Origin of the sequence: Pseudomonas sp. NFX1 (assembly GCF_051123555.1) — a bacterium.
Lineage (GTDB): Bacteria > Pseudomonadota > Gammaproteobacteria > Pseudomonadales > Pseudomonadaceae > Aquipseudomonas > Aquipseudomonas capeferrum.
On sequence record NZ_CP169366.1, the window covers coordinates 4,038,204 to 4,062,697 of the forward strand.

The following is a 24,494-nucleotide window of genomic DNA, read 5'->3' on the forward strand; positions in this document are numbered from 1 at the left end:
GTCATACTCGGCAGACCTATTGCCCGGTCTCCACCATGCGTCCATTGCTCCCCATCACCTTGGTCCTGTTGCTTGCCGCGTGCGGAGATGGCGAATCGCTATTGCCTCCGGACGCACGCCTGCCCGACGGCGGGCGCTACCGGGGTGAGGTGGTTGACGGCCTGCTGCAGGGCGAGGGGCGCATCGACTACCCAAACGGCAGCTGGTACGCCGGCGGCTTCAAAAATGGCCAGTGGCATGGCCAGGGCGAGTGGCACGGCCAGAACGGTGAAGTCTACCGGGGCCAGTTCGCCGAGGGCCTGTTCCAGGGCCTGGGTGACCTGACCACGCCGGGCAGCCACTATGCCGGTACTTTCAAGCACGGCCGGCGCGACGGCGAAGGCACCCTCAAGCAAGCCGACCAGACCTACCGCGGCCAGTTCAAGGACGACCAGTACGAAGGCGCGGGCGAGCTGGAGCTGGCCGACGGCAGCCGCTACCAGGGCCTGTTCGCCAAAGGCAAACCGAACGGTGCCGGGGTGCGCAGCGATGCCAGCGGCAACCAGTTCAGCGGCCGTTTCGTCGATGGCCTGCTGCAAGGCAGCGGCACCTACGACAGCGTCGACGGCGAACAGTACATCGGCGAGTTCAAGGACAACCGCCTGGAAGGCCGCGGGCGCTATGAAAGCGCCGACGGTGACGTCTGGATCGGCGCGTTCAAGGACGGCTCATTGATTGGCGAGGGCGAACTGCTCGGCAGTGATGGCAGCCACTACAAGGGCGGTTTCGTCGACTGGCACCTGTCTGGCCAGGGCAGCCTGCAGCTGGCTGACGGCAGCAAGTACACCGGTGGCTTCGAAAACGATGCCTACCACGGCCACGGCCGACTGACCCTGGCCAACGGCAAAGTCGAGGGCGGCACCTGGGTCAACGGCGTACGCGTGCGCGACGAAAAGGGCGCGCTGTTGCCCGACCCGCTGGACCTGGCCCTGCTCAACCAGGGCCACCTGCTTGAAGACGCGCTGGCGCGGGTACCGCACACCGCGCCGGCGATCCAGTTGTACAGCCTGGTAGTGGCCGGCGACGGCCAGCAAAGCGTATTCCTGCGCGAAGCCGACTATGTCAGCAACATGCTCAAGGTCCGCTTTGGCGCCCGCGGCCAGGTCACGCTGGTCAATCACCGCGACCATATGGCCAGCCGCCCCATGGCCACCCGCGAGAACCTCACCCGCGCCGCCCGCACCTTGGCCGAGCGCAGCGGCCCCGAGGACCTGGTGTTCATCTACCTCACCAGCCACGGCAGCCAGGACCACCAACTGGTGCTCGACCAGCCGCGCCTGCAACTGGCCGACCTGCCCGCCGACGAACTGGCCAGTGCCCTGGCACCGCTGAAAGATCGCGACAAGATAATCGTCATTTCCGCCTGCTATTCAGGGGGCTATATCGCCCCGCTCAAGGATGATCGCACGGTGATCATGACCGCCGCCCGCGCCGACCGGGTGTCGTTCGGCTGCTCGGAAGAAGCGGATTTCACCTACTTTGGCGATGCCCTGTTCGCCGAAGCGCTGAACCAGACCGACGACCTGAAACAAGCGTTTGAACTGGCGCGCGCCAGCGTTGCCGAAAGAGAACAAAAGGAAGGTTTCGAGGCCTCGGAACCGCAGCTTTGGGCGCCGCCAGCCGTACTGGCACACTGGCAGCACCTAAGACGGCAACAGGCCGAAGAAGCGTTACGCAATGCTGCACAGGCCACCGTGGAGGAGCAGGCAAAAAAGCCGGCCAACCACTAAGCTTGTGTGTAACAAGGGAGAGACATCATGTATTTGACGCCTCAGCATGTCCTGCTTGCCGGTGCCACGGGTCTGACGGGTGAACACCTGCTCGACCGCCTGCTCAACGAGCCGACCATCAGCCGGGTACTGGCGCCTACACGCCGGCCACTGGCTGAACACCCACACCTGGAAAACCCGGTGGGTGATCCGGCGGTGTTCCTACCGCAACTGGCTGGGCGGGTGGATATCGCCTATTGCTGCCTGGGGACCACACTCAAGCAGGCTGGCTCCGAGTCGGCGTTCCGCGCCGTGGACCTGGACATGGTAGTGGCCTTCAGCAAACGTGCCCGCGAGCTGGGTGCGCGGCATCTGCTGGTGGTCAGCGCACTCGGCGCCGACCCTAAGTCATCGATTTTCTACAACCGGGTCAAGGGCGAAATGGAAGAAGCGCTCAAGGCCCAGGACTGGCCGCAACTGACCATCGTCCGGCCCTCGCTGCTGCTAGGGGACCGCATCGAGCCTCGGCTCGGCGAACAGCTGATTTCGCCGCTTTCCAAGCTGATACCTGGCAAGTACCGGGGTATCGAGGCTTGCACACTGGCACGGGCGCTATGGCGCTTGGCGCTGGAAGAAGAAGACGGGGTGCGGGTCATCGAGTCGGATGAACTGCGCCGGCTGGGCAAGATATAGCGTAGGCAATCAAAGGCCGCCGGTAGCCTGGAAGCCGACCCCCGCTGCCGTCAGCAGTGATAACGGCAGCAGCAGGGTGTCCAGCAACATACTGCCGGGCAGGTCCAACCCTGGGTATCCCGGGGCCTCAGCCCCGAAGTGATCCTTCGGGCAGCACCCGCCATTCATCACATACAGGTCCAGCCGGGTGCCGGCGTACACCACCGGTGCGCCCGGCTTGTTGGCATCCAGCGTGCGCACCGTGGCACATCCACTCAGCAGCGTCAGCGCCACCAGCCCCGACAGTGCGCGTTTCAATCATCCGCCCCAAAGTGATGCTCGCCCCAACGCGGCAGCATGTCCTGGGGGATGTCCAGCAGGTTGAGAATGCGCGCTACGACGAAATCGATCAGGTCGTCGATGGTCTGTGGCTGATGGTAGAAGCCCGGGGCCGCCGGCAGAATGACCGCACCCATCTGCGAGAGCTTGAGCATGTTCTCCAGGTGGATGGTCGAGAACGGCGCCTCGCGCGGTACCAGAATCAACTGACGGCGCTCTTTGAGGGTGACGTCGGCGGCACGCTCGATCAGGTTGTTGCAAGCACCGGTGGCAATCGCCGACAAGGTGCCGGTGGAGCATGGCACCACCACCATCGCCGCCGGCGCGCCGGAGCCCGAGGCCACCGGCGACATCCAGTCTTCCTTGCCATACACGCGGATCTGCCCATCGGCAGCGCCGGTGTACTCGGTCAGAAACGCCTGCATCGCCTGGGGCTTGGGCGGCAGCAACACGTCGGTTTCGGTAGACATCACCAGCTGCGCGGCCTTGGAGATGAGGAAGTGCACCTCGCGGTCCTCGCGCACCAGGCAGTCGAGCAGGCGCAGGCCATATTGAGCGCCAGAGGCGCCCGTCATGGCCAGGGTGATGCGCTGCGGCCCGCTCACTTGAGCGCCTCGGCCAACTTGCCGTGCAGGCCGCCGAAGCCGCCGTTGCTCATGATCACCACGTGGGTGCCTGGGCGGGCCTGGCCCTTGATGCGCTCGATGATCGCCTCCAGGCTGTCGGCGACCACGCTCGGCACCTTGCACTGCGCTGCCGTGGCGGCCAGGTCCCAGCCCAGGTTGGCCGGGGCGTACCAGATCACCTGGTCGGCGTCGTTGACGCTTTCCGGCAGGCCGTCACGGTGGGCGCCCAGCTTCATCGAGTTGGAACGTGGCTCGATCACCGCGATCACCGGCGCTTCGCCCACACGCTTGCGCAGGCCGTCGAGGGTGGTGGCGATGGCGGTCGGGTGATGGGCGAAATCGTCATAGATGGTCACGCCCTGCACCTCGGCGACCGTCTCCATGCGCCGCTTGACGCTCTTGAAGGCGCTCAGCCCGGCGATGCCCATGGCTGGCACCACGCCTACATGGCGCGCGGCGGCCAGGGTGGCCAAGGCGTTGGCGACGTTGTGCTGCCCGGTCAATGGCCAGTCGACCACGCCTTGGGCCTCGCCCTCGAACAGCACTTCAAAGCGCGCACCATCGGCACTGAGCAGGCGCGCCTGCCACTGCCCGCCTTCACCGGTGGTTTGTACCGGGGTCCAGCAGCCCATGCCGATGACGCGTTCCAGCGCCTGCTCGGTGGTGGGGTGAATCACCAGGCCTTCGCTCGGGATAGTGCGCACCAGGTGGTGAAACTGCCGCTCGATGGACGCAAGGTCAGGGAAGATGTCTGCGTGATCGAATTCAAGGTTGTTGAGGATGGCCGTGCGCGGGTGGTAGTGGACGAACTTCGAACGTTTATCGAAGAACGCACTGTCGTACTCATCGGCCTCGACCACGAAGAACGGGGTGTCGCCCAGGCGCGCCGACACCGAGAAGTTCTGCGGCACACCGCCAATCAGGAACCCCGGGCTCATGCCGGCGTGCTCCAATACCCAGGCCAGCATGCTGCTGGTGGTGGTCTTGCCATGGGTACCGGCAACGGCCAGTACCCAGCGGCCCTGCAGCACGTGGTCGGCCAGCCACTGCGGGCCGGAGACGTAGGGCAGGCCCTTGTTCAGCACGTACTCCACCGCCGGGTTGCCCCGCGACATGGCATTGCCGACCACTACCAGGTCGGGTGCCGGGTCTAGCTGAGCCGGGTCATAGCCTTGGGTCAGCTCGATGCCCTGGGCTTCGAGCTGGGTGCTCATCGGGGGATAGACATTGGCGTCGGAGCCGGTGACGCGGTGGCCAAGCGCTTTGGCCAGCACCGCCAGGGAACCCATGAACGTGCCGCAAATACCGAGAATGTGAATATGCATGGTCGACCTCGCAAAACATCGAGGCAGGGTAGCCCAGGGCGCAGGAAATCGCACCCGCTGTTTCGCTCAGCCGGCCCGTGCTATGCCGTGTTTGCGCAGTTTTCGATACAAGGTATTGCGGCTGATGCCCAGATGCTCGGCGACGCGGGTCAAGTGCCAGCGGTTTGCCTCCAGTACCGTCAGCAGGGCTTGGCGCTCGGCGTCTTGTAGCGGCGGGCTTGGGTTGCGGTCGGGGTATGCAGTAGTCGCGGAAGATGGGGGGGCGGTGTTGTGGAAGATGGTCGGTAGGTCGGCAGATTCGATGCGGCCGTTGTCGCAGAGCGCTACCAGGGTGCGCAGTGTGTTGCGCATCTGCCGCACGTTGCCGGGCCACGGGAACTGCAGCAACGCGTGCCGTGCATCAGGCGCGATCTGCAGGGGCTGCCCCTGCGCTTCCTGATGCAGCAGAAAGTCCAGCAACTGGCCCTTGTCACTACGCTCGCGCACCGCCGGCAGGGCCACTTCCAGGCCATTGAGGCGGTAATACAGGTCCTCGCGGAACGTGCCCTGCGCCACCCGCTCCAGCAGGTCGCGGTGGGTCGCACTGACGATGCGCACGTCAACGGCCTGGGGCTCGCCGCCAATCGGTACCACCTGGCGCTCTTCCAGCACCCGCAACAGGCGCGTCTGCAAGGCCAGCGGCATGTCACCGATCTCGTCCAGCAGCAACGTACCGCCATCGGCCTGCAACAACTTGCCGCGCATGCCTTCCTTGCGCGCGCCGGTAAAGCTACCACCGCGATAACCGAACAGCTCGCTCTCGATCAGGCTCTCCGGAATAGACGCGCAGTTGACCGCCACGAACGGTTTGCCGCTTCGCTGGCTGGCCTGGTGCACCGCCTGCGCGAAGGCCTCCTTGCCGCAACCGGTCTCGCCGCGCAGCAGCAGCGGCACATCACGTTCGAACACCCGCACACAGCGGCGAAAGTCATTTTGCAACGCCGGGTCGAGCAGGCAGATGCCGGGTTCTGCTTCGCGCGGGGGCCGAGGGTGGCCGAGCGGCACCGACCACACCGGCGTGCGCGCCTGGCCACGCAGGCTGGCGAACACCTGGCGACCGTCACGCGTGTGCAACGGCCAGACGGTACTGCCGCCGGGTACGGCGCGGCTGAACAGTTCGTCGAGGCTGCAGGCAAAAAAACGCTCCACCGGCTTGCCCAGCACGCCCCCGCGCACGGTACCCAGCAAGTTGAGTGCACTCTGGTTGGCCGCGCAGATCCGCCCATCAGCCTCGAAGGCCAGCAAGCCCTCGCTGAACAAGCCGACCGACTCGGCGTGCAGATGAAAACGCAGCAGCCATTGCTGTTCGAAATGACGCAGGAAGTAACAGCTCTCGATCATCTTGGCCGACAGGTTGACCAGGGCCATAGTGTGGAACTGGCTCTGACGCGAGACATCCGGCCGCGCCGACGACACGTCGAGCACCGCCAACAGATCGCCATGCGGGTCGAACACCGGGCTTGCCGAGCAGGTCAGGCCGGTGTGGCGGCCACGAAAATGCTCGTGCTGATGAATGGTCAGTGCCTGGCGCTCGACCAGGCAGGTACCGATGCCGTTGGTGCCTTCGCGCGCCTCGCTCCAGTCTGCGCCCAGCCACAACCCGGCCCGCTCGAAGATACGCCGCTCGGTGGGTGCGCTGACACAGTTGAGGATCACCCCGCGGGCATCGGTCAGCAGCACCGCATGGCCGGCGCCAGAGAGCTGCTGATGCAGGCTGTTCATCTCGCTGTCGGCAATTTTCAGTACCTGGCGCAGGCGCTCGCGGCTTTCCAGCAGGCGCCCGTGCTCAAGCACCACAGGGGCTTCGATCAGCGTCGGGTCGAGGTGGTGCTCCTCAAGACAACGCAGCCAGGAACGCGCGATGGCCGGGTCACTGCCGCCCTCCCCAGCTTCACCATGGGCAACGGTGTGCACTTGCTGGGCATGGCGACTCAGGTGGTTGCTCTGCATTTGTTGTCGTTCTCCGCAGATAGAGCGTTCAGCCAGCATCCTCCACCCGGCAGGGCTTTGCAATGCAGCGTACCGCTGCGTGTCGCAAACGGTACAAAGTGTCACCCAGGCCGTGCCAGCCCTGGCGCAGCGGTCGCCGGCGAACCCCACAGAACCGTCCCAAGTGGTTGATTTTGATGGCCCTCAAAACACTGGCCCAACCTTTGCTCTACGCTTTTCAACTCCCTAACAAACACAATAGCCAGGAGACACACCATGCGTTACGCACATCCCGGTACCGACGGCGCGAAGGTTTCCTTCAAGAGCCGCTACGGCAACTACATCGGTGGTGAGTTCGTAGCACCGGTCAAGGGGCAGTACTTCGAAAACACCTCCCCGGTGAATGGCAAGCTGATCGCAGAGTTTCCCCGCTCCACTGCCGAAGACATCGACAAGGCCCTGGATGCCGCCCACGCCGCCGCCGACGCCTGGGGCCGCACCTCGGTCCAGGACCGTTCCAATGTTCTGCTGAAGATCGCCGACCGCATCGAACAGAACCTTGAAGTGCTGGCCATTACCGAAACCTGGGACAACGGCAAGCCGGTCCGCGAAACCCTCAATGCCGACATCCCGCTGGCGGTCGATCACTTCCGTTACTTCGCCGGCTGCATCCGCGCCCAGGAAGGCGGCGCCGCCGAGATCAACGAAGGCACCGTCTCCTATCACATTCACGAGCCACTGGGCGTGGTCGGGCAGATCATCCCGTGGAACTTCCCGCTGCTGATGGCCGCCTGGAAACTCGCCCCGGCCCTGGCCGCAGGCAACTGCGTGGTGCTCAAACCCGCCGAGCAGACGCCGCTGGGTATCACCGTACTGATGGAACTGATCGGCGACTTGCTGCCCAAAGGCGTGCTCAACGTGGTTCAGGGTTATGGCCGCGAAGCGGGCGAAGCGTTGGCTACCAGCAAACGTATCGCCAAAATCGCCTTTACCGGCTCGACCCCGGTCGGCTCGCACATCATGAAATGCGCTGCCGAGAACATCATCCCGTCCACCGTCGAACTGGGCGGCAAGTCGCCTAACGTGTACTTCGAAGACATCATGCAGGCCGAGCCAAGCTTCATCGACAAGGCCGCCGAGGGCATGGTGCTGGCGTTCTTCAACCAGGGCGAAGTGTGCACCTGCCCGTCGCGTGCGCTGGTGCAGGAGTCGATCTACCCGCAGTTCATGGAAGTGGTGATGAAGAAGGTCCTGCAGATCAAGCGCGGCGACCCGCTGGACACCGACACCATGGTCGGCGCTCAGGCGTCGCAGCAACAGTTCGAGAAGATCCTGTCGTACCTGGAAATCGCCAAGGAAGAAGGCGCCGAGCTGCTGACCGGCGGCAAGGTGGAAAAACTCGAAGGCGCGCTGTCGACCGGTTACTACATCCAGCCGACCCTGCTCAAGGGCAACAACCGCATGCGGGTGTTCCAGGAGGAAATCTTCGGCCCGGTGGTCAGCGTCACCACCTTCAAGGACGAAGCCGAAGCACTGGCGATTGCCAACGACACCGAGTTCGGCCTCGGTGCCGGCGTGTGGACCCGCGACATCAACCGCGCCTACCGCATGGGCCGCGGCATCAAGGCCGGCCGCGTGTGGACCAACTGCTACCACCTGTACCCGGCGCATGCCGCGTTCGGCGGTTACAAGAAGTCCGGCGTTGGCCGTGAGACCCACAAAATGATGCTCGATCACTACCAGCAGACCAAGAACCTGCTGGTGAGCTACGACATCAACCCGCTGGGCTTCTTCTAGAAAAACAGCTTCAAGTTGCAAGCTACAAGCTGCAAGAAACAGCGGGTACAGCACCCAACTGCTTTTTCTTGAGGCTTGTAGCTTGCGGCTTGTAGCGCCATGGCTCGCTTCCTGCAGTACCCATCACCATCGGCCGGAACCTCTCCGGCCACCAAGAAAAACAACAGGTGAAACTATGCCCAGCGATCATTCCGGCAATGCGCCGGCAGGCTCTTCCGTCGACTTCGAAAAGGTCGGTTCAGACTATTTCCAGCAACGTGAACTGAAAAAAGGCGCCGCCGGCTGGGTATTGCTGGTCGGCCTTGGGGTCGCCTATGTGATCTCCGGCGACTACGCCGGGTGGAACTTCGGCCTGGCCCAAGGCGGCTGGGGCGGCATGTTCCTCGCTACCCTGCTGATGGCCACCATGTACCTGTGCATGTGCTTCTCGCTGGCCGAACTGTCGTCGATGATCCCCACCGCAGGCGGTGGCTACGGCTTCGCCCGCAGCGCATTCGGCCCTTGGGGCGGCTTTCTCACCGGTACGGCCATCCTCATCGAATACGCCATTGCCCCTGCGGCGATCGCCGTGTTCATCGGCGCCTATTGTGAATCGCTGTTCGGCATCGGCGGCTGGGTCATCTACCTGGCCTTCTACATCGTGTTCATCGGCATCCACATCTTCGGGGTGGGTGAAGCGTTGAAACTGATGTTCATCATCACCGCCATCGCCGCCATTGCCCTGGCCGTGTTCCTGGTGAGCATGGTGCCCCATTTTGATGCAGCCAACCTGTTCGACATCGCCAAGACGGACGCCGTAGGCGCCAGCAGCTTCCTGCCGTTCGGCTATGTCGGCGTGTGGGCCGCGATCCCCTATGCGATCTGGTTCTTTCTTGCCGTCGAAGGCGTGCCCCTGGCCGCCGAAGAAACCAAGAACCCGAAACGCGACCTGCCACGCGGCCTGATCGGCGCGATGCTGGTATTGCTGGCCTTCGCCCTGCTGATTCTGGTGGTCGGCCCTGGCGCTGCGGGCTCCGAAGCACTCAAGGCCTCGGGCAACCCGCTGGTCGAGGCACTGTCCAAAGCCTATGGCGGCTCCACCTGGATGGGCAGCTTCGTCAACCTGGTGGGCCTGGCAGGCCTGATCGCCAGCTTCTTCTCGATCATCTATGCCTATTCACGGCAGATCTTCGCGCTGTCGCGTGCGGGCTACCTGCCGCGCAAACTTTCCCAGACCAACAAGAGCAAGGCACCGGTACTGGCGCTGATCATCCCCGGCCTCATCGGTTTCGGCCTGTCGCTGACCGGCCAGGGTGACCTGTTGATCCTGGTCGCGGTGTTCGGCGCGACGCTGTCCTACGTACTGATGATGGCTGCGCACATCACCCTGCGTATCCGCCGGCCGAAGATGGAGCGGCCGTATCGCACCCCGGGCGGCATCTTCACCTCCGGCGTTGCCCTGGTATTGGCGTGCATCGCCGTGGTGGCGGGCTTCCTGGTCGACCCACGGGTTGTGATTGGCGCTGCGGTGATCTATGGAGTATTAATTGCCTACTTTGCTTTCTACAGCCGCCACCACCTGGTAGCGGGCACACCGGAAGAGGAATTCGCCGCGATCCAGAAGGCCGAAGAGGCCCTGAACTGATCGCCGACACCCGCCGCGGGCCAGCCCCGCGGCGCTCTGGAGAATCTGTATGGCAAGTTTCGTACACACGGTAGGCCACCTGGTCTACCGCTTCGACAGCCTCAAGGACGTGATGGCCAAGGCCAGCCCCGCACGTTCGGGGGATTTCCTCGCGGGTGTCGCCGCCAGCAATGACGGCGAGCGGGTCGCCGCGCAGATGGCCTTGGCCAACATCCCGCTCACGCACTTCCTGAACGAGGCGCTGATCCCCTACGAAGCGGACGAGGTCACCCGCCTGATCATCGACACCCACGACGCCCAGGCCTTCGCGCCGGTCAGCCACCTGACCGTGGGCGGCCTGCGCGACTGGCTGCTCAGCGAGGAGGCCGACGAAGACAGCCTGCGTGCCCTGGCACCGGGCCTGACACCGGAGATGGCGGCGGCAGTGTCGAAGATCATGCGCGTTCAGGACCTGATCCTGGTGGCGCAGAAAATCCGCGTGGTCACCCGTTTTCGCGGCACCATGGGCCTGCGTGGGCGCCTGTCGACCCGCCTGCAGCCCAATCACCCAACCGACGAGCCAGCCGGGATTGCCGCCAGCATTCTCGACGGCCTGTTGTACGGCAACGGCGACGCCATGATTGGCATCAACCCGGCCACCGACAGCATCGCCTCGATCTGCGCCCTGCTGGAGATGCTCGACGCCATCATCCAGCGCTACGACATCCCCACCCAGGCCTGCGTGCTGACCCACGTCACCACCTCGATCGAAGCGATCAACCGGGGCGTACCGCTGGACCTGGTATTCCAGTCGATCGCCGGCACCGAAGCAGCCAACGCCGGCTTTGGCATCAACCTCAACGTGCTGCAGGAAGGCTACGAAGCGGGCCTGTCGCTCAAGCGCGGCACCCTCGGGCAAAACCTCATGTACTTCGAAACCGGCCAGGGCAGCGCCCTGTCGGCCAACGCCCACCATGGCGTCGACCAACAGACCTGCGAGACCCGCGCCTACGCCGTGGCCCGGCATTTCAAGCCGTTTCTGGTCAACACCGTGGTCGGCTTCATCGGCCCGGAGTACCTGTACAACGGCAAGCAGATCATCCGCGCCGGCCTCGAGGACCATTTCTGCGGCAAGCTGCTTGGCGTGCCCATGGGCTGCGACATCTGCTACACCAACCACGCCGAAGCTGACCAGGACGACATGGACACCCTGCTGACCCTGCTGGGCGTGGCCGGTATCAACTTCATCATGGGCATCCCAGGCTCCGACGACATCATGCTCAACTACCAGACCACCTCGTTCCATGACGCGCTGTATGCGCGCCAGACCCTGGGCCTCAAGCCCGGCCCGGAATTCGAGGCGTGGCTGGCGCGTACCGGCATCTTCACCCAGGCCGATGGCCGGGTGCGCTTCGGTGAAAACCTGCCGCCGGCATTCCGCCAGGCCTTGGCACAGCTTGCATAGGGATGACCATGGACCATCGCACAGTAACCCCCGACAACCCCTGGCTGGCCCTGCGCACCCTGACCCCGGCCCGTATCGCCCTGGGCCGCGCCGGCACCAGCCTGCCGACCGGTGCACAACTGGACTTCCAGTTCGCCCACGCCCAGGCCCGCGATGCCGTGCATCTGCCGTTCGACCATGCGGGGCTGACGGCCCAGCTTACTGAGCGCGGGCGCGAAAGCCTGGTGGTGCACAGCGCCGCCAGCGACCGCGACCAGTACCTGCAACGCCCCGACCTGGGGCGACGGCTGAACGAAGACTCGATTGCGGCCCTGCGTCAGCATGCCGAGGCCAACCCGGGCGGTGTCGACCTGGCCATCGTGGTCGCCGACGGCCTCTCGGCCCTGGCCGTGCACCGTCACACCCTGCCTTTTTTGACCCGCTTCGAGGAACAGGCCGCAGCCGACGGCTGGACCAGCGCCCCGGTAGTGCTGGTGGAGCAGGGCCGGGTGGCGGTGGCCGACGAGGTGGGCGAGTTGCTCGGTGCACGGATGACCGTGATGCTGATCGGCGAACGTCCAGGCTTGAGCTCGCCCGACAGCCTCGGCCTGTATTTCACCTACGCACCACGGGTCGGCCTGACTGACGCCTACCGCAACTGCATCTCCAACGTGCGCCTGGAAGGCCTGAGCTACGGCATGGCGGCCCACCGCCTGCTGTATTTGATGCGTGAGGCCTGTCGCCGGCAGCTTTCCGGGGTGAATCTGAAGGACGAAGCCGAGGTCCATAGCCTCGACAGCGATACCCCCGCCAGCCAAAAAGGAAACTTCCTACTCGGAAAAGAGTAAAAATCATGTCACGGAAGGCGGATTGCGCTTCTCGCCCGCATTGGGCAGCATGCTGTCGAGCGCGACTTGCAAACCGCTGTTTCCCCAAATGGATCCTGAGGGCCGCACATGCGTATCATCAAGGCAACCCTGGAACACCTCGACCTGCTGACCCCGCTGTTCGTCAAATACCGCGAGTTCTATGGGCAATTGCCCTACCCGGACAGCTCGCGCAGCTTTCTGGAAAAACGCCTGAAACGCGATGAGTCGGTGATCTATCTGGCGCTGCCCGACGACGACGACGGCAAGCTGCTGGGCTTCTGCCAGCTGTACCCAAGCTTTTCGTCGCTGTCGCTCAAGCGCGTGTGGATTCTCAACGACATCTACGTAGCCGAGGACTCGCGGCGCATGCTGGTGGCCGACCACCTGATGCGCGAAGCGAAGAAGATGGCCAAAGAGACCAATGCCGTGCGCATGCGGGTTTCGACCAGCGCCAATAACGAGGCGGCGCGCAAGACCTACGAGTCCATCGGTTTTCGCAAGGACACCGAGTTCGAGAGCTACATCCTGCCGATCCAGCCGGATTGACCTGTTCCGGCCGCTTCGCGGGTTCAGCCGCGAAGCGGCCAGTGCAGGCCATGCCGCCTCCGGTAACCCCCCGCTACAAACTCCCCGGGCATGATCCTCACTTCGCCGTATAATGGCCCACTTGTCATGTGTGAAAGTTTACCCATCCCCAGGTAACTGAGCCTACGCCCAAGAACACAGGTGCTGTACATGGATTTCAACCCGCTGGACCTTATCCTGCATCTCGATGCTTACCTCGATCTGCTGGTCACCAATTACGGTCCCTGGATCTACGCCATCCTGTTCACCGTGATCTTCTGCGAAACCGGCCTGGTGGTGATGCCGTTCCTGCCGGGCGATTCGCTGCTGTTCATCGCAGGCGCCGTGGCGGCCGGTGGCGGCATGGACCCGGTGCTGCTGGCGGGCCTGCTGATGGCCGCGGCAATCCTGGGTGACAGTACCAATTACGTGATTGGCCGAACGGCCGGCGAGCGGTTGTTCAACAACCCTAACTCGAAAATATTCCGCCGCGACTACTTGCAGCGCACCCACGAATTCTATGAGCGCCATGGCGGCAAGACCGTGACCCTGGCGCGCTTCCTGCCGATCTTGCGCACCTTTGCGCCGTTCGTCGCCGGCATCGCCCACATGCACTACCCGCGTTTCCTGGGCTTCAGCGTCGCCGGTTCGCTGCTGTGGGTGGGTGGCCTGGTGACCTTGGGTTACTTCTTCGGCAACGTGCCGTTCATCAAGCAGCATCTGTCGTTGATGGTGGTCGGCATCATCTTCCTGTCGCTGGTGCCGATGGTGCTCGGCCTGCTGCGCGGTCGCCTGGGCCGTACAGCCAAGGCGCACTGACCACCGCCATGTGGTCTTTCAGCGCCTGGCGGCGCCAGCGTACCCTGGCGCGCTACCCGATCGCCCCCGAGCAATGGCAGGCCGTTCGCGAGCACTTGCCGTTGCTCGACGGCATCAGCGCCGAAGAAGACCACTGGTTGCGCGAAGCCTGCATCCTGTTTCTGCACGAAAAGCACCTGACCACCCTGCCCGGTGTCGAGCCAAGCGACGAGCAGCGCCTGTTCCTGGCCGCCCAGGCCCAGCTGCCTTTGCTGCACCTGGGCGAGCTGAACTGGTACCAGGGCTTTCACGAGATCATCCTCTACCCCGACGACTTCAAAAGCCCCCAGCGCCACCGCGACGCCAGCGGCGTGGAACACGTGTGGGACGGCGAGCACAGCGGCGAAGCCTGGCAACAGGGCCCGGTGATTCTGGCCTGGAACGGTGTGCTGGCCAGCGGTGGGTGGGAGGCCTACAACCTAGTCATCCATGAGCTGGCGCACAAGCTCGACATGCTCAACGGCGATGCCAACGGCCTGCCGCCGCTGCACAGCGGCATGCCGGTGGATGAATGGGCGAGTGCCATGCAACAGGCCTATGACGACCTCAATCGCCAGCTGGACCTCAACCCCGACGCCGAAACCGCCATCGACCCGTACGCGGCGGAAAACCCGGCGGAATTCTTTGCCGTCACCAGCGAATATTTCTTCAGCGCCCCCGACCTGCTGCAGCAGGCCTACCCACAGGTGTACCAGCAACTGTCGCTGTTCTACCGCCAGGACCCTTTGGCGCGCCTTGGCCGGTTGCAGGCCGAACACCCCGCTTACCGCGAAAGCCACGCCTGACGCGGCCGCACATCAGGCCAGGCGTGGCATGCCCTGGCGGAATGTGCCTATAATCGCCGCCACTTTTTGGTCAAACACGGGGGCACTGCCCAATGAGCTACAGCAAGATTCCGGCGGGCAAAGACCTGCCGAACGACATCTACGTCGCCATCGAGATCCCGGCCAACCACGCGCCGATCAAATACGAAATCGACAAGGACAGCGACACCCTGTTCGTCGACCGTTTCATGGCTACCCCGATGTTCTACCCAGCCAACTATGGCTTTATCCCGAACACCCTGGCCGACGACGGTGATCCGCTGGACGTGCTGGTCGTGACCCCGTACCCGGTTGCCCCAGGTTCGGTCATCCGCGCCCGCCCGGTCGGCATCCTGAACATGACCGACGACGGCGGCGGCGACGCCAAGGTCATCGCTGTTCCGCACGACAAGCTGTCCCAGCTGTATGTCGACGTCAAGGAATACACCGACCTGCCGGCCCTGCTGATCCAGCAGATCGAGCACTTCTTCGCGAACTACAAAGATCTCGAGAAGGGCAAGTGGGTCAAGATCGAAGGCTGGGATGGCGCCGACGCCGCCCGCGCCGCGATCACCAAATCGGTTGCTGCCTACAAAGGCTGATACCGATTGCTGAAAAACCCCGCCCAGGCGGGGTTTTTTATGCGCTCACGATGGCCCTGCCAGTAAAAAGTCCTACGTCGCCCTACTCCAACGCCCTACAACCAAGCACTTTTCGCACAAAGCGCATCAACACCCGGTTCATATCCGCGCTGGCACTCGGCCGCTACACTCGCGGCCATGAACACATCCGGTGACCGCCTCAAAGCCCTGCTTCACGAATGTGGCTTGACCCCTTCCGATTTCGCCGCCCAACGCAGCGTCACACCCCAGCACGTCAACAACTGGTTCAAGCGCGGTGTTCCGTTGGCGCGTCTCGACGAAATGGCCGACCTGTTTTGTGTACACCGCCGCTGGCTGCGCAGTGGTGAAGGCCCCAAGCACCCCAACCCGATCTTGCGCAGCGGCCCACCACCGCCCACCCACGACACCCCGCCCTCCCCGCTGTCGGCCCACGGCGGCCGGATGCTGCAAGTGCCCCTGCACGAACTGCGCAACGGCCGGCTTGCCCCGGTTGCCAGCAAATACCTGCGCCTGCCCAGCAAAGCACTGAAGACCTTGGGCGTTGCCGCAGACCAGGCCATCTGCCTGGCCATGCCTGCCGCCAACATGGCCCCGCTGATCCCGCAGGAGGCTACCTTGGCTGTGGACCTGGGCATGACCCAGGTAATCGAGGGCGAAACCTACGCCCTGCTGCACAATGGCACGCTCAGGGTAAACAACCTCAGCCTCGGCCAGCATGGCACCCTGTACCTGCACAGCCACGACCGGCGCAACTACGCCGTCGAGCGCTACACCCGCGCCCAACGCCAGGCACAGGGCCTGGAGATTCTCGGCTGGGTTTTCCACTGGTCGCATTTCCGCCGGCAGCGCCCCGGCTGAAACACACTGTGCCATTTTTTGCTGGGCATCCTGCGCGAGCCCTTGTATGCTACGCGGCACATTTAGCCCCGACCGGCGCAAGCCGCGGTCCAGAGGGCTCGGCGACACCCCATACGGGCGTTTGCCATCTCTATCAGGTCCTTGTGACCACACAGTTAAGGCGGTTGCGGCTTACCATAAATTAGTCGGAAGCGTCCCCGAGAAGCCGGCCACAAGCCGGCTTTTTAATGCCTGCAGAAAATGCAGGACGATGGCAAAACCCGCTGCGCCATCGCCCTCACCTCCCTTCAGAACCGCGTCACCATCCCCATCCGCACTGTGCGCCCCGATGCCGGCATGAAGCTCTGCGCCAGCGGATCGAGGTAGTAGCGATCGGTCAGGTTCTGCAGCGAAACATTCACCTCGGTGTTCTCCAGCAACTTGTACTTGAGGAACAGATCGAACAGTGCCACCGAGCGGTACTCGACCTGCGGCGTGGTGGCGCCTGACTGCCAGGGTTTGTCGAGGGTGCTGGTGGGCCCGGAGGTATAGGTAACGCGCCCGCCCACCGTCAACGCCTCGTCGAAGAAGCGCAGGCCGGTGGTCAGGTTGCCTGAGAAGCGCGGCGGGTTCTGGGTGTTGGTGTAGGAGCCCATGAAGCTGCCCGGGGTGCAGTTGGGCGTGTCCTGGGTCTTCTGGTAGGGGTTGGCCGTGGCGCGCAGTTTGCTGGCAAACGCCGTGTCGCAGGTTTCGGTCTTGAGGTAGTAAGTGGCCGACAGGTCGGCGAATACGCGGCCGGCATCGTAGTGCGATTGCAGCTCAAGGCCACGGGTGCTGAAGCTGTCGGTGTTGCTGAAGGTCATCTGGCCCCACAAACCTGGGCTTGGGTCGTAGTAGCGGGTGATGTAATTCTTGATGTGGTTGTCGAAGAAGGCCAGTTTGATCGCCGCCGAGTCGTGCGCGGTAAAGAGGTTGTCGCGCAAGGCGCTGACGCCGATTTCCCAGCTCTGCGAGCGTTCAGGCTTGAGGCTTTTGCCGGGGGTGACTTGCTGGGTGCCCTGGCTGGTCTCGAACAGTGAAGGCAGGCGCAGGCCTTGGGTGTAGGTGACGTAGAAGAACGTGTCGGGTATCAGCTCGACATTGATGCCGAAAGCCGGCGCGAAGCCGCCGCCGCTACTGCTGCCCTGCGGTGTGTGGTCGTAGCCTGTGACCACGCTGCTGATGCCTTCTGGGTTGACCTCCACGCGGGTCGCACCGAAGTCGTTGAAGCGCACGCCGTTGAACGGCTCGTTGCTGTTGCCGAAGACGATGCCGTTGTTCAGGCGCGGGTCGGTGGCGTCGGTGTACTGGCCGTTCTGGTCGGGGAACCAGGTCATGCTGCCCCAGCCCTTGGGGCCGCTCGCCGAGATATAGCGCACCTCGCGATCCTCACGCCGGGCGCTGGCCAGCACGGTGTTGTCCTTGGTGCGGAAGTGGCTGTACCGGCCACCACCCCACAGGGTCAGTTGCTCGATCGGTTGGTACTCGAGCTTGCCGTTGAAGCTGAACTCCTGCCTGGATGCATCGCGCAGGGTGCGGTTGGCATCGATGTCGTGCTGGGTGATCAGCACATTTTTCTGCGGTTGCAGGTCTTCAAGCTGGAACGCACCGCCCAGGTCCAGCGTGAAGTCGCCATGGGCGGTCTGGAATTTGGAGACGTTGTTCAGGTCGCCGCCGATACGGCGGTTGTCCTGGCGTGTCCAGCTGCGATCCGTACGAAACAGCTGGGAAACCGGCGCAGTCCATGACGAACTCAACGTGCTGGTCTTGGCGTCGGTCATCCACAGGTTGCTGGTCAGGTCGACCCACGGGTTGCCGGCAGGCAGGTAGTGATAGCGCGCGGTGTAGGTATCGATCTTCACCTCGCCCAGGGGGTACTGGTAGATACCCGCAGTGCCGTAGCGGTAGATGTCAGAAGGCATGATTTCGGCGCTGCGCCCATCGTAGCGGCGGTAGCCCAAGTCCAAGGTATGATCGTCGGCGATGCGCCAGGTGGCCTTGAGCAGGTACGAGTCGGTTTTCGAGGAGGAGTTGAGCACTTCCTCGCCCGCGTTGTAGGTGCTCGCCACGCTGGGCTGTTCACTGCCGTACTGGTTATAGATGCGGTAGCGGTCCTGGCCCTTCTTGCCGGAGAAATAGTTACCTTGATTGCGGTGCGCATATGCCGCCACCACGTCCAGGCGCTCGTTGGTGAAGGCAAACGCGGCGCTTCCAGATTCAGCCTCGGAGCCGAACAGGCTGGCGCGGTTGTCGCGGGGTGGTGCGGTGAGGTTTTCATCCTTGGCGCTGGCGCTGCGATGAGCGGGGGCTACGCCGTTGTCCCAGAGGTCGCCCTTGAGGCGCACGCCGACCTGGTTGCCGTCGACCAGAATGTCCTGCACGCCGATAGTCTGCATTTCAACCGTTCCGCCAATCGCCCCAGACTTGGTCGACGGACCTTTGTTCACAGTCAGGCTGCTGATCAGGTCGGGGTCGATGTAACTGCGTTGCTGGGTGCCGCCATAACCGCGATAGACGTCCAGGGCCTGCTCCGAACCATCGACCTTGACTGCCACCCGGCTCTGCCCCTGGATGCCGCGGATGTTGACGTCCAGGGCACCGCCATTGCGCGTGTCACCGACCTGCACGCCGGGCACGCCGTTGAGCAGATCGCCTGCGGAAACACGGCCGAAGCGATCGATCTGTTCGCTGTTCAGGTGCACCGAAGAGCGTGGCGCCCTGTAGGTATCCGCCTCTGGCCCCTGGGCGGCGGCCTCGACCATCGTCGGCGATAACTCGGCCGCCGCATTCGGCGCAGCGCCCTGGGCGATCAGCACGTAGCTCCCGGTCGAACTCGGCACCAGTTGCAACCCGGAGTTGGCCAGCAACCGCTGGATACCCTCGCTGACTGTATACCGGCCCTTCAAGGCCGGCGCCGTACGGCCACGGGTCAACTCAGGGTCGTAGGACACCAGTAGCCCGGACTGGCTGGTGAAGCTGCCCAGGGCTGCGCCCAGCGGGCCCGGGGCAATGTTGTAGTCACGCGGTGTGGCATCGTCCAGGCGGGTGGCGGCGAGCGCAGCTGTGCCGGTGTCCTGGGCCAGGGCCAGGCTGCTGTTCAACAGGCCGGCGCCGCAGCAGCCGATCATCGTGCAACGCAGGGCAAACGTGATGGGCGCCAGGCTAAGTCGAGGGCGCGGAGCAGGTGAAGGACAACGTACTGGGAGCATGCTTATCTCGCTCGTAGGGTTTGCGCCCACCACTGGCTGCGGGCTCTTACCTCCTCTGTCGCACGAGATCGAAAAAAGGATATGGGTGCATGAGCACCGGCTGAATTTACCGATTCGGCCTTGTGATCTGAGCAATTCTAGTGATAATGGTTTTCATTTGCGACAGTCATGTACCGATTCAACCGACGATGAATGCGCCCTTTTCCCCGCCGAACAGTACCGAGCCGTGCAGCGTCGAGACGCTGTACATCGAGAATCACGCCTGGTTACGCAACTGGCTCGCCTACCGGCTGAGGTCGTGGGGGCGCGGCGTGGCCGATGATCTGGCGCACGATATCTTCTTGCGGGTGCTGACCAGCCGAGAGGGCGCGCGGGCCGAACCGATCCGCCAGCCACGCGCCTACCTGACCCGCATCGCCAATTGCGTACTGGTCAGTTGGCGCCGCCGGCAGTCGCTGGAACGCGCCTGGCTCGAAGCCCTGCTGCTGCTGCCAGAACCCGAGCACCCTTCGCCTGAGCTGCAAAGCGTGATCCTGGAAACCCTGCACGAGATCGATGCGCTGCTCGACACCTTGCGCCCACGGGTCAGGCAGGCGTTTCTGATGGCGACGCTGGACGGCATGAAGCAGAAGGACATCGCCGTAGCCCTGAACATCGCATTGCCGACCGTCAAGAAGTACATCCACGAGGCCTACCTCACCTGCCTGACGCAGATGCCCGATGAATAGCGGCACTACCACGCTTGACGCTGCCATCCCCCAGCAGGTGCTTGCCCAGGCGGCCTCCTGGCTGATGCTGATGCAGGAGGGGCCGTTGCTGCCGGCCCAACAGCGCGAGCTGGAGCGCTGGCGGCTTGCCAGTGCCGACCACGAGCGCGCGTGGAAACGGGCGCAGCACCTGCTCACGCGCCTGGGCAGCGTGCCACCCACGCTGGCCAAGCAGACCTTGGACCGCCCGACGGGCAGGCGCGCCGTGCTGCGCGGGCTGCTCCTGCTGCTCGGCGCCGCTCCCCTCAGTTGGTGGGCATGGCGCTCGCAGGCCGGCGACTACCGGACGTCGCTGGGTGAGCGCCAGCACGCACGGCTGGCCGACGGCACGCAGATCACCCTCAACAGCGACAGCGCGGTGGACGTGCTGTTCGATAGCGCGCAACGCTTGCTGCACCTGCGCCGGGGCGAGCTGTACATCGTTACCGCTGCCGACCCCCGTCCACTCCTGGCGCAGACCCAGCAGGGCCAGTTGCTTGCCCTGGGCACGCGGTTCAGCGTGCGCCAACTGGCCGATGAAACCGTGCTCGCCGTTTATGAAGGTGCTGTGCAAGTACGCCCCGAGCACGCCAGCGTAGCGCCAGGTGAGCACATCATCCGGGCCGGGCAACAAGTACGCTTCAACCGTGAGCGCCTGGGCAGCATCGAGGCGGTGCGGGAAACCACCCTGGCTTGGCGCAACGGGCTGCTGGTGGCCGACGACATGCCGCTGCGCCAGTGGACCCAAGAACTGACGCGCTACACCGACCAGCACCTTGAATGCGACCCTGCCCTGGGCGAGCTGCGGGTGTCTGGCACGTTCCCGGTCGATGACTTGCCACTGGCCTTGGCCATGCTGGCGCAAACTTACACGCTGCAGGTTCGCCAGACCGGCCGGCAGGTGTTTATCAGCCGTTGACCACCCCATACGACCGAGCGAGATTCCCGATGAGCAAGATGCCCCTGTACCTGGCCATGGCGCTGGCCCTGGCTGCGCCCGCCGCTTTGGCGAAGCCGGAACGCGAGCAGAAGATGGACACTTCACTGCTGCAGCGCCAGGACCTGGCCTACCGCTTCAGCCAGCTGGACCTGGATTCGGCCGACGGCCAGCGCCATTACCGCCTGTGGGTCGGCAAGCCGGACCGCCCTGCCCCCGCCGCAGGCTACCCGGTGCTGTGGATGCTCGACGGCAATGCCGCGTTGGGCGCCCTGGACAGCGCGCAGCTGAGCAAGCTCGCCGCCGGCCAGGCGCCGTTGCTGGTGGCCGTGGGTTACCAGACCGATCAGCGAATCGACCGAGCCGGGCGGACCTATGACTACACCCCGTCGGTACCTGGGCAGGCGCAGCAGCGTGACCCGCTGACCGGCCAGCCCAGCGGCGGCGTGGATGCGTTCTTCGACCTGCTGAGCCAACGCATGCGGCCGAGTGTGGCCGCCGTGGCGCCGATCGACCTGCAGCGGCAAACACTGTGGGGGCATTCCTATGGCGGCCTGGCGGTGCTGCATGCGCTGTTTACCCGGCCGGCCGAGTTCAGTGACTATGCGGCGGCCAGCCCGTCGTTGTGGTGGCGTAACGGGGTGATTGTTGGCGAAGCTCAGGGGCTGCAACAGCGTTTGGGTGATCATCGCCCGAGGTTGCTGCTGATGCGTGGTGGCGACGAGCCTTCGAGCCCGCGTGCATCTATGAAAAACGATGGGGAACGGCCGGCGCAGGCGCTGATAGAGGACCTGGCCGACGTGCAGGGTTTGCAGGTGCGGTTTGAACGGTTTGACGGATTGGGGCATGGGCCGATGTTGCCGGCCTCGCTGAAGAAAGTGATCGACGAGATGTCTCGGTAAACCTGTACCGGCCTCCTTCGCGCGGCAAGCCCGCGCCTGTAGGATCACCACGGGCGCTGAGGGCAATGGAGCCCTTCTGCCGCTTCAGTTTCCCCGCCGAAGGTCGCCTAAGGTCTTAGTCGCGCGGGTTGCCAGCAGGGTGGCACTGTGCTGTATGCTTGGCCGGTCTTCAGGGCGGGGTGCAAGTCCCCACCGGCGGTAAATCGAAAGATGAGCCCGCGAGCGCCCCGGCCATGCCGGGGGTCAGCAGATCTGGTGAGACTCCAGAGCCGACGGTCATAGTCCGGATGAAAGAAGGCGTCAGGCAGGGGCCATTCGGGCGCCTCTGCGCGCGCGTTTTGTTCGCCCCGAGACGTTCATCGATCATTCACGAGGAGCGTTTCATGTCACCTATGCTGCAAAAGCAATTCCCCAACATTTCTGCCGCCATCGCCGCCTTCCAGGCCGGGCGCCCCGTGCTGCTGCTGGACGACGACGACCGCGAGGACGAAGCGGACATCATCGCCGCCGCCGAAAACATCTCGTTGCAAACCATGGCCATGATGATTCGCGACTGCAGCGGCATCGTCTGCCTGTGCCTGGACGAAGCCACCGTGGACGCACTGCAGCTGGCGCCGATGGTGCAGAACAACCAGGCGCGCCACGGCACCGGCTTCACCGTCACCATCGAAGCGGCCGAAGGCATCACCACCGGCGTTTCGGCGCACGACCGGATTACCACCATCGCGGCGGCGCTGAGCTCGACAGCCGAGCAACGCCATATCGTCAGCCCTGGGCACGTGTTCCCGCTGCGTGCGCGCAACGGCGGGGTGCTGACCCGTCGTGGCCATACCGAGGGTTCGGTAGACCTGGCGCGCCTGGCCGGGTTGCGGCCGGCAGCGGTGCTGTGCGAGCTGATGAACCCCGATGGCAGCATGGCCCGCGGGGAGCAGGTGGCGGTGTATGCGCGGCAGTACAATTTGCCGGTGCTGACCATTGAAGAGCTGGCGCGGTATCGCGAGGCGATGGTGGCCCGCGAAGCCGCTACGGTTTGATGGCTTGCAGGCGCTTGGTTTGAGGAAGATGGCGCCTCTGAGATCGAGCGGCGCCCGCGCGCCGCATCGCGAGCTAGCTCGCTCCTACATTCGTTTCGGCCAGTCACGCCAGTTCCATCGCACGCGACCGCCTTGTTGTACGACGCGATACTGAGGCGGGCGCCAAGGGGCCGCGCGCCAATGCCTCAGGAATAATTGGCCCGAAACAGATGTAGGAGCGAGCTAGCTCGCGATGCGGCGCGCGGGCGCCGCTCGATCTCAACAACGAAACAGAAATCGCGTCGTAACTCTCCTCGACCATACAAGTTTGCTCCCCCCGCCCTGCTCTGCTAACGTCGCGCCGTTAAGAACGCCACCGAGACAGCCGCCATGGCCCGCAAAAAAGCCTCCCTCGATTTCGAGCAATCCCTCGCAGACCTGCAAGCCCTGGTCGAGCGCCTGGAGAACGGCGAGTTGTCGCTGGAAGATTCGCTGGCCGCCTTCGAGCAAGGCATCGCCCTGACCCGCGATTGCCAGGGCGCACTGGCCCAGGCCGAACAGAAAGTGCAGATTCTTCTGGAACGCGATGGTGAGCTGGCAGCCCAGCCCTTCGACGCCGAGCCGCAAGCATGATCAACAACTACCAGGCCAACTGCCAGGCCCGCGTCGACGCCGCCCTCGAACCCCTGTTCGAAGCGCCAACCAAGGAGCTCGAGCGGCTCTACGCTGCCATGCGCTACAGCGTGATGAACGGCGGCAAGCGTGTGCGCCCGCTGCTCGCCTACGCGGCCTGCGAAGCGTTGGGTGCGCCTGCCGAACAGGCCAATGGCGCGGCCTGCGCGGTCGAGCTGATCCACGCGTACTCGTTGGTGCATGACGACCTGCCGGCGATGGACGATGACGACCTGCGCCGCGGCCAGCCCACCACCCACAAAGCCTTCGACGAAGCCTGCGCCATCCTGGCCGGTGACGGCCTGCAGAGCCTGGCCTTCAGCGCCCTGCTCGACCCGCGCCTGAGCCCGCAGTCCGACACCCTGCGCCTGGCCATGGTCCAGGCCCTGGCCAAGGCTGCCGGCCCGGCGGGCATGGTCGGCGGCCAGGCCATCGACCTGGGGTCGGTGGGTATCAAGCTGGACCAGCAAGCGCTGGAATTCATGCACCGGCACAAGACCGGTGCGCTGATCGAAGCCAGCGTGCGCCTGGGCGCCCTGGCCAGCGCCCGCGCCGAACAGGCGCAACTGGATGCCTTGCAGACCTACGCACAGGCCATCGGCCTGGCGTTCCAGGTGCAGGACGACATCCTCGACGTAGAAAGCGACACCGCCACCCTGGGCAAGCGCCAGGGCGCCGACATCGCCCGTGACAAACCGACCTACCCGGCCCTGTTGGGCCTGGAAGCCGCCAAGGCCTATGCCATCGAACTGCGCGACCAGGCGCTGGTCGCATTGCAAGGGTTTGGGGAAAATGCCGAGCCCCTGCGGGCGCTGGCACGCTATATCGTCGAACGCCGCAACTAAGCACCGACGCCAATCCCGCACAACCCGTGGTCGAATGGGCACTTTTCCCACAATG

General features: G+C 64.2%; 22 protein-coding genes and 1 riboswitch. Of the genes, 17 read left to right on the forward strand and 5 right to left on the reverse strand.

The features are described 5' to 3' along the window. Positions 1-35: 35 nt before the first annotated feature. Positions 36-1,769, forward strand: a complete 1,734-nt coding sequence (locus tag DJ563_RS18150; protein ID WP_274097453.1) for a C13 family peptidase — start codon at positions 36-38, stop codon at positions 1,767-1,769. A gap of 27 nt (positions 1,770-1,796) precedes the next feature. Then, positions 1,797-2,441: an oxidoreductase gene (locus DJ563_RS18155; protein ID WP_274097452.1), complete on the forward strand. Its 645-nt coding sequence runs from the start codon at positions 1,797-1,799 to the stop codon at positions 2,439-2,441. 9 nt (positions 2,442-2,450) lie between these two features. Here the strand turns inward: DJ563_RS18155 and DJ563_RS18160 are convergent, their stop codons facing one another. From DJ563_RS18160 to DJ563_RS18175, 4 genes are all read right to left on the reverse strand, one after another. After that, positions 2,451-2,738: a YceK/YidQ family lipoprotein gene (locus DJ563_RS18160; protein ID WP_033703407.1), complete on the reverse strand. Its 288-nt coding sequence runs from the start codon at positions 2,736-2,738 to the stop codon at positions 2,451-2,453. Beyond that, complete coding sequence (ubiX, locus tag DJ563_RS18165; RefSeq protein ID WP_033703408.1) at positions 2,735-3,364, reverse strand: flavin prenyltransferase UbiX; 630 nt, start codon at positions 3,362-3,364, stop codon at positions 2,735-2,737. The genes DJ563_RS18160 and ubiX overlap by 4 nt, the downstream gene beginning before the upstream one ends. Further along, positions 3,361-4,710: a UDP-N-acetylmuramate:L-alanyl-gamma-D-glutamyl-meso-diaminopimelate ligase gene (gene mpl, locus DJ563_RS18170; protein ID WP_434518129.1), complete on the reverse strand. Its 1,350-nt coding sequence runs from the start codon at positions 4,708-4,710 to the stop codon at positions 3,361-3,363. The genes ubiX and mpl overlap by 4 nt, the downstream gene beginning before the upstream one ends. 66 nt (positions 4,711-4,776) lie before the next feature. Further along, complete coding sequence (locus DJ563_RS18175; protein ID WP_434518130.1) at positions 4,777-6,699, reverse strand: sigma-54-dependent Fis family transcriptional regulator; 1,923 nt, start codon at positions 6,697-6,699, stop codon at positions 4,777-4,779. A 255-nt stretch (positions 6,700-6,954) separates the two neighbouring features. On the opposite strand from DJ563_RS18175, the gene exaC reads away from it, so the two are divergent. The 9 genes from exaC to DJ563_RS18220 all read left to right on the forward strand — a co-directional run bounded on the left by exaC (position 6,955) and on the right by DJ563_RS18220 (position 16,097). Beyond that, complete coding sequence (gene exaC / locus DJ563_RS18180) at positions 6,955-8,475, forward strand: acetaldehyde dehydrogenase ExaC (RefSeq protein ID WP_274097450.1); 1,521 nt, start codon at positions 6,955-6,957, stop codon at positions 8,473-8,475. 175 nt (positions 8,476-8,650) lie between these two features. Continuing rightward, positions 8,651-10,099 carry an ethanolamine permease gene (eat, locus tag DJ563_RS18185; protein WP_434518131.1) on the forward strand — a complete coding sequence of 483 codons (1,449 nt, stop codon included), beginning with the start codon at positions 8,651-8,653 and terminating at the stop codon, positions 10,097-10,099. Between the two features lie 49 nt (positions 10,100-10,148). Beyond that, entirely contained in the window at positions 10,149-11,543 is a 1,395-nt protein-coding gene (locus DJ563_RS18190; RefSeq protein ID WP_033703413.1) for an ethanolamine ammonia-lyase subunit EutB, read from the forward strand. An 8-nt stretch (positions 11,544-11,551) separates the two neighbouring features. Next, complete coding sequence (gene eutC, locus DJ563_RS18195; RefSeq protein WP_274097447.1) at positions 11,552-12,370, forward strand: ethanolamine ammonia-lyase subunit EutC; 819 nt, start codon at positions 11,552-11,554, stop codon at positions 12,368-12,370. A gap of 108 nt (positions 12,371-12,478) precedes the next feature. Further along, positions 12,479-12,937: a GNAT family N-acetyltransferase gene (locus DJ563_RS18200; RefSeq protein WP_274097446.1), complete on the forward strand. Its 459-nt coding sequence runs from the start codon at positions 12,479-12,481 to the stop codon at positions 12,935-12,937. A gap of 189 nt (positions 12,938-13,126) precedes the next feature. Continuing rightward, positions 13,127-13,774: a DedA family protein gene (locus DJ563_RS18205; RefSeq protein WP_033703417.1), complete on the forward strand. Its 648-nt coding sequence runs from the start codon at positions 13,127-13,129 to the stop codon at positions 13,772-13,774. Between the two features lie 8 nt (positions 13,775-13,782). Further along, positions 13,783-14,598, forward strand: coding sequence for a zinc-dependent peptidase (locus DJ563_RS18210; RefSeq protein WP_033703418.1), 816 nt, complete (start codon positions 13,783-13,785; stop codon positions 14,596-14,598). 92 nt (positions 14,599-14,690) lie between these two features. Next, a complete protein-coding gene (ppa, locus tag DJ563_RS18215) occupies positions 14,691-15,218 on the forward strand; it encodes an inorganic diphosphatase (RefSeq protein WP_016497835.1) in 528 nt (175 codons plus the stop codon). Between the two features lie 177 nt (positions 15,219-15,395). Next, on the forward strand, positions 15,396-16,097 hold the full coding sequence (locus DJ563_RS18220) for a LexA family transcriptional regulator (RefSeq protein WP_274097445.1): 702 nt from the start codon (positions 15,396-15,398) through the stop codon (positions 16,095-16,097). Between the two features lie 287 nt (positions 16,098-16,384). On the opposite strand, the gene DJ563_RS18225 is transcribed toward DJ563_RS18220, so the two are convergent. After that, the gene (locus DJ563_RS18225; RefSeq protein ID WP_434518132.1) at positions 16,385-19,324 is read right to left on the reverse strand and encodes a TonB-dependent receptor domain-containing protein; all 2,940 of its coding nucleotides are present in this window, start codon (positions 19,322-19,324) and stop codon (positions 16,385-16,387) included. A gap of 188 nt (positions 19,325-19,512) precedes the next feature. Between DJ563_RS18225 and DJ563_RS18230 the strand changes: the two genes are divergently transcribed. From DJ563_RS18230 to ispA, 6 genes are all read left to right on the forward strand, one after another. Then, positions 19,513-20,052: a sigma-70 family RNA polymerase sigma factor gene (locus tag DJ563_RS18230; protein WP_033703427.1), complete on the forward strand. Its 540-nt coding sequence runs from the start codon at positions 19,513-19,515 to the stop codon at positions 20,050-20,052. Next, a complete protein-coding gene (locus DJ563_RS18235; protein WP_274097443.1) occupies positions 20,045-20,989 on the forward strand; it encodes a FecR domain-containing protein in 945 nt (314 codons plus the stop codon). Before DJ563_RS18230 ends, DJ563_RS18235 begins: the two co-directional genes overlap by 8 nt. A 29-nt stretch (positions 20,990-21,018) precedes the next feature. Continuing rightward, positions 21,019-21,909 (forward strand): alpha/beta hydrolase, encoded by an 891-nt coding sequence (locus DJ563_RS18240; protein WP_434518133.1) that lies wholly within the window; start codon positions 21,019-21,021, stop codon positions 21,907-21,909. Positions 21,910-22,070: 161 nt separating this feature from the next. Continuing rightward, a riboswitch (FMN riboswitch) is annotated at positions 22,071-22,212 on the forward strand. Positions 22,213-22,292: 80 nt separating this feature from the next. After that, positions 22,293-22,943: a 3,4-dihydroxy-2-butanone-4-phosphate synthase gene (gene ribB, locus DJ563_RS18245; protein WP_434518134.1), complete on the forward strand. Its 651-nt coding sequence runs from the start codon at positions 22,293-22,295 to the stop codon at positions 22,941-22,943. 369 nt (positions 22,944-23,312) lie between these two features. Further along, positions 23,313-23,555, forward strand: coding sequence for an exodeoxyribonuclease VII small subunit (locus DJ563_RS18250; protein WP_033703432.1), 243 nt, complete (start codon positions 23,313-23,315; stop codon positions 23,553-23,555). Then, entirely contained in the window at positions 23,552-24,439 is an 888-nt protein-coding gene (gene ispA, locus DJ563_RS18255) for a (2E,6E)-farnesyl diphosphate synthase (RefSeq protein ID WP_274097440.1), read from the forward strand. The genes DJ563_RS18250 and ispA overlap by 4 nt, the downstream gene beginning before the upstream one ends. The last annotated feature ends 55 nt before the right edge of the window (positions 24,440-24,494 follow it).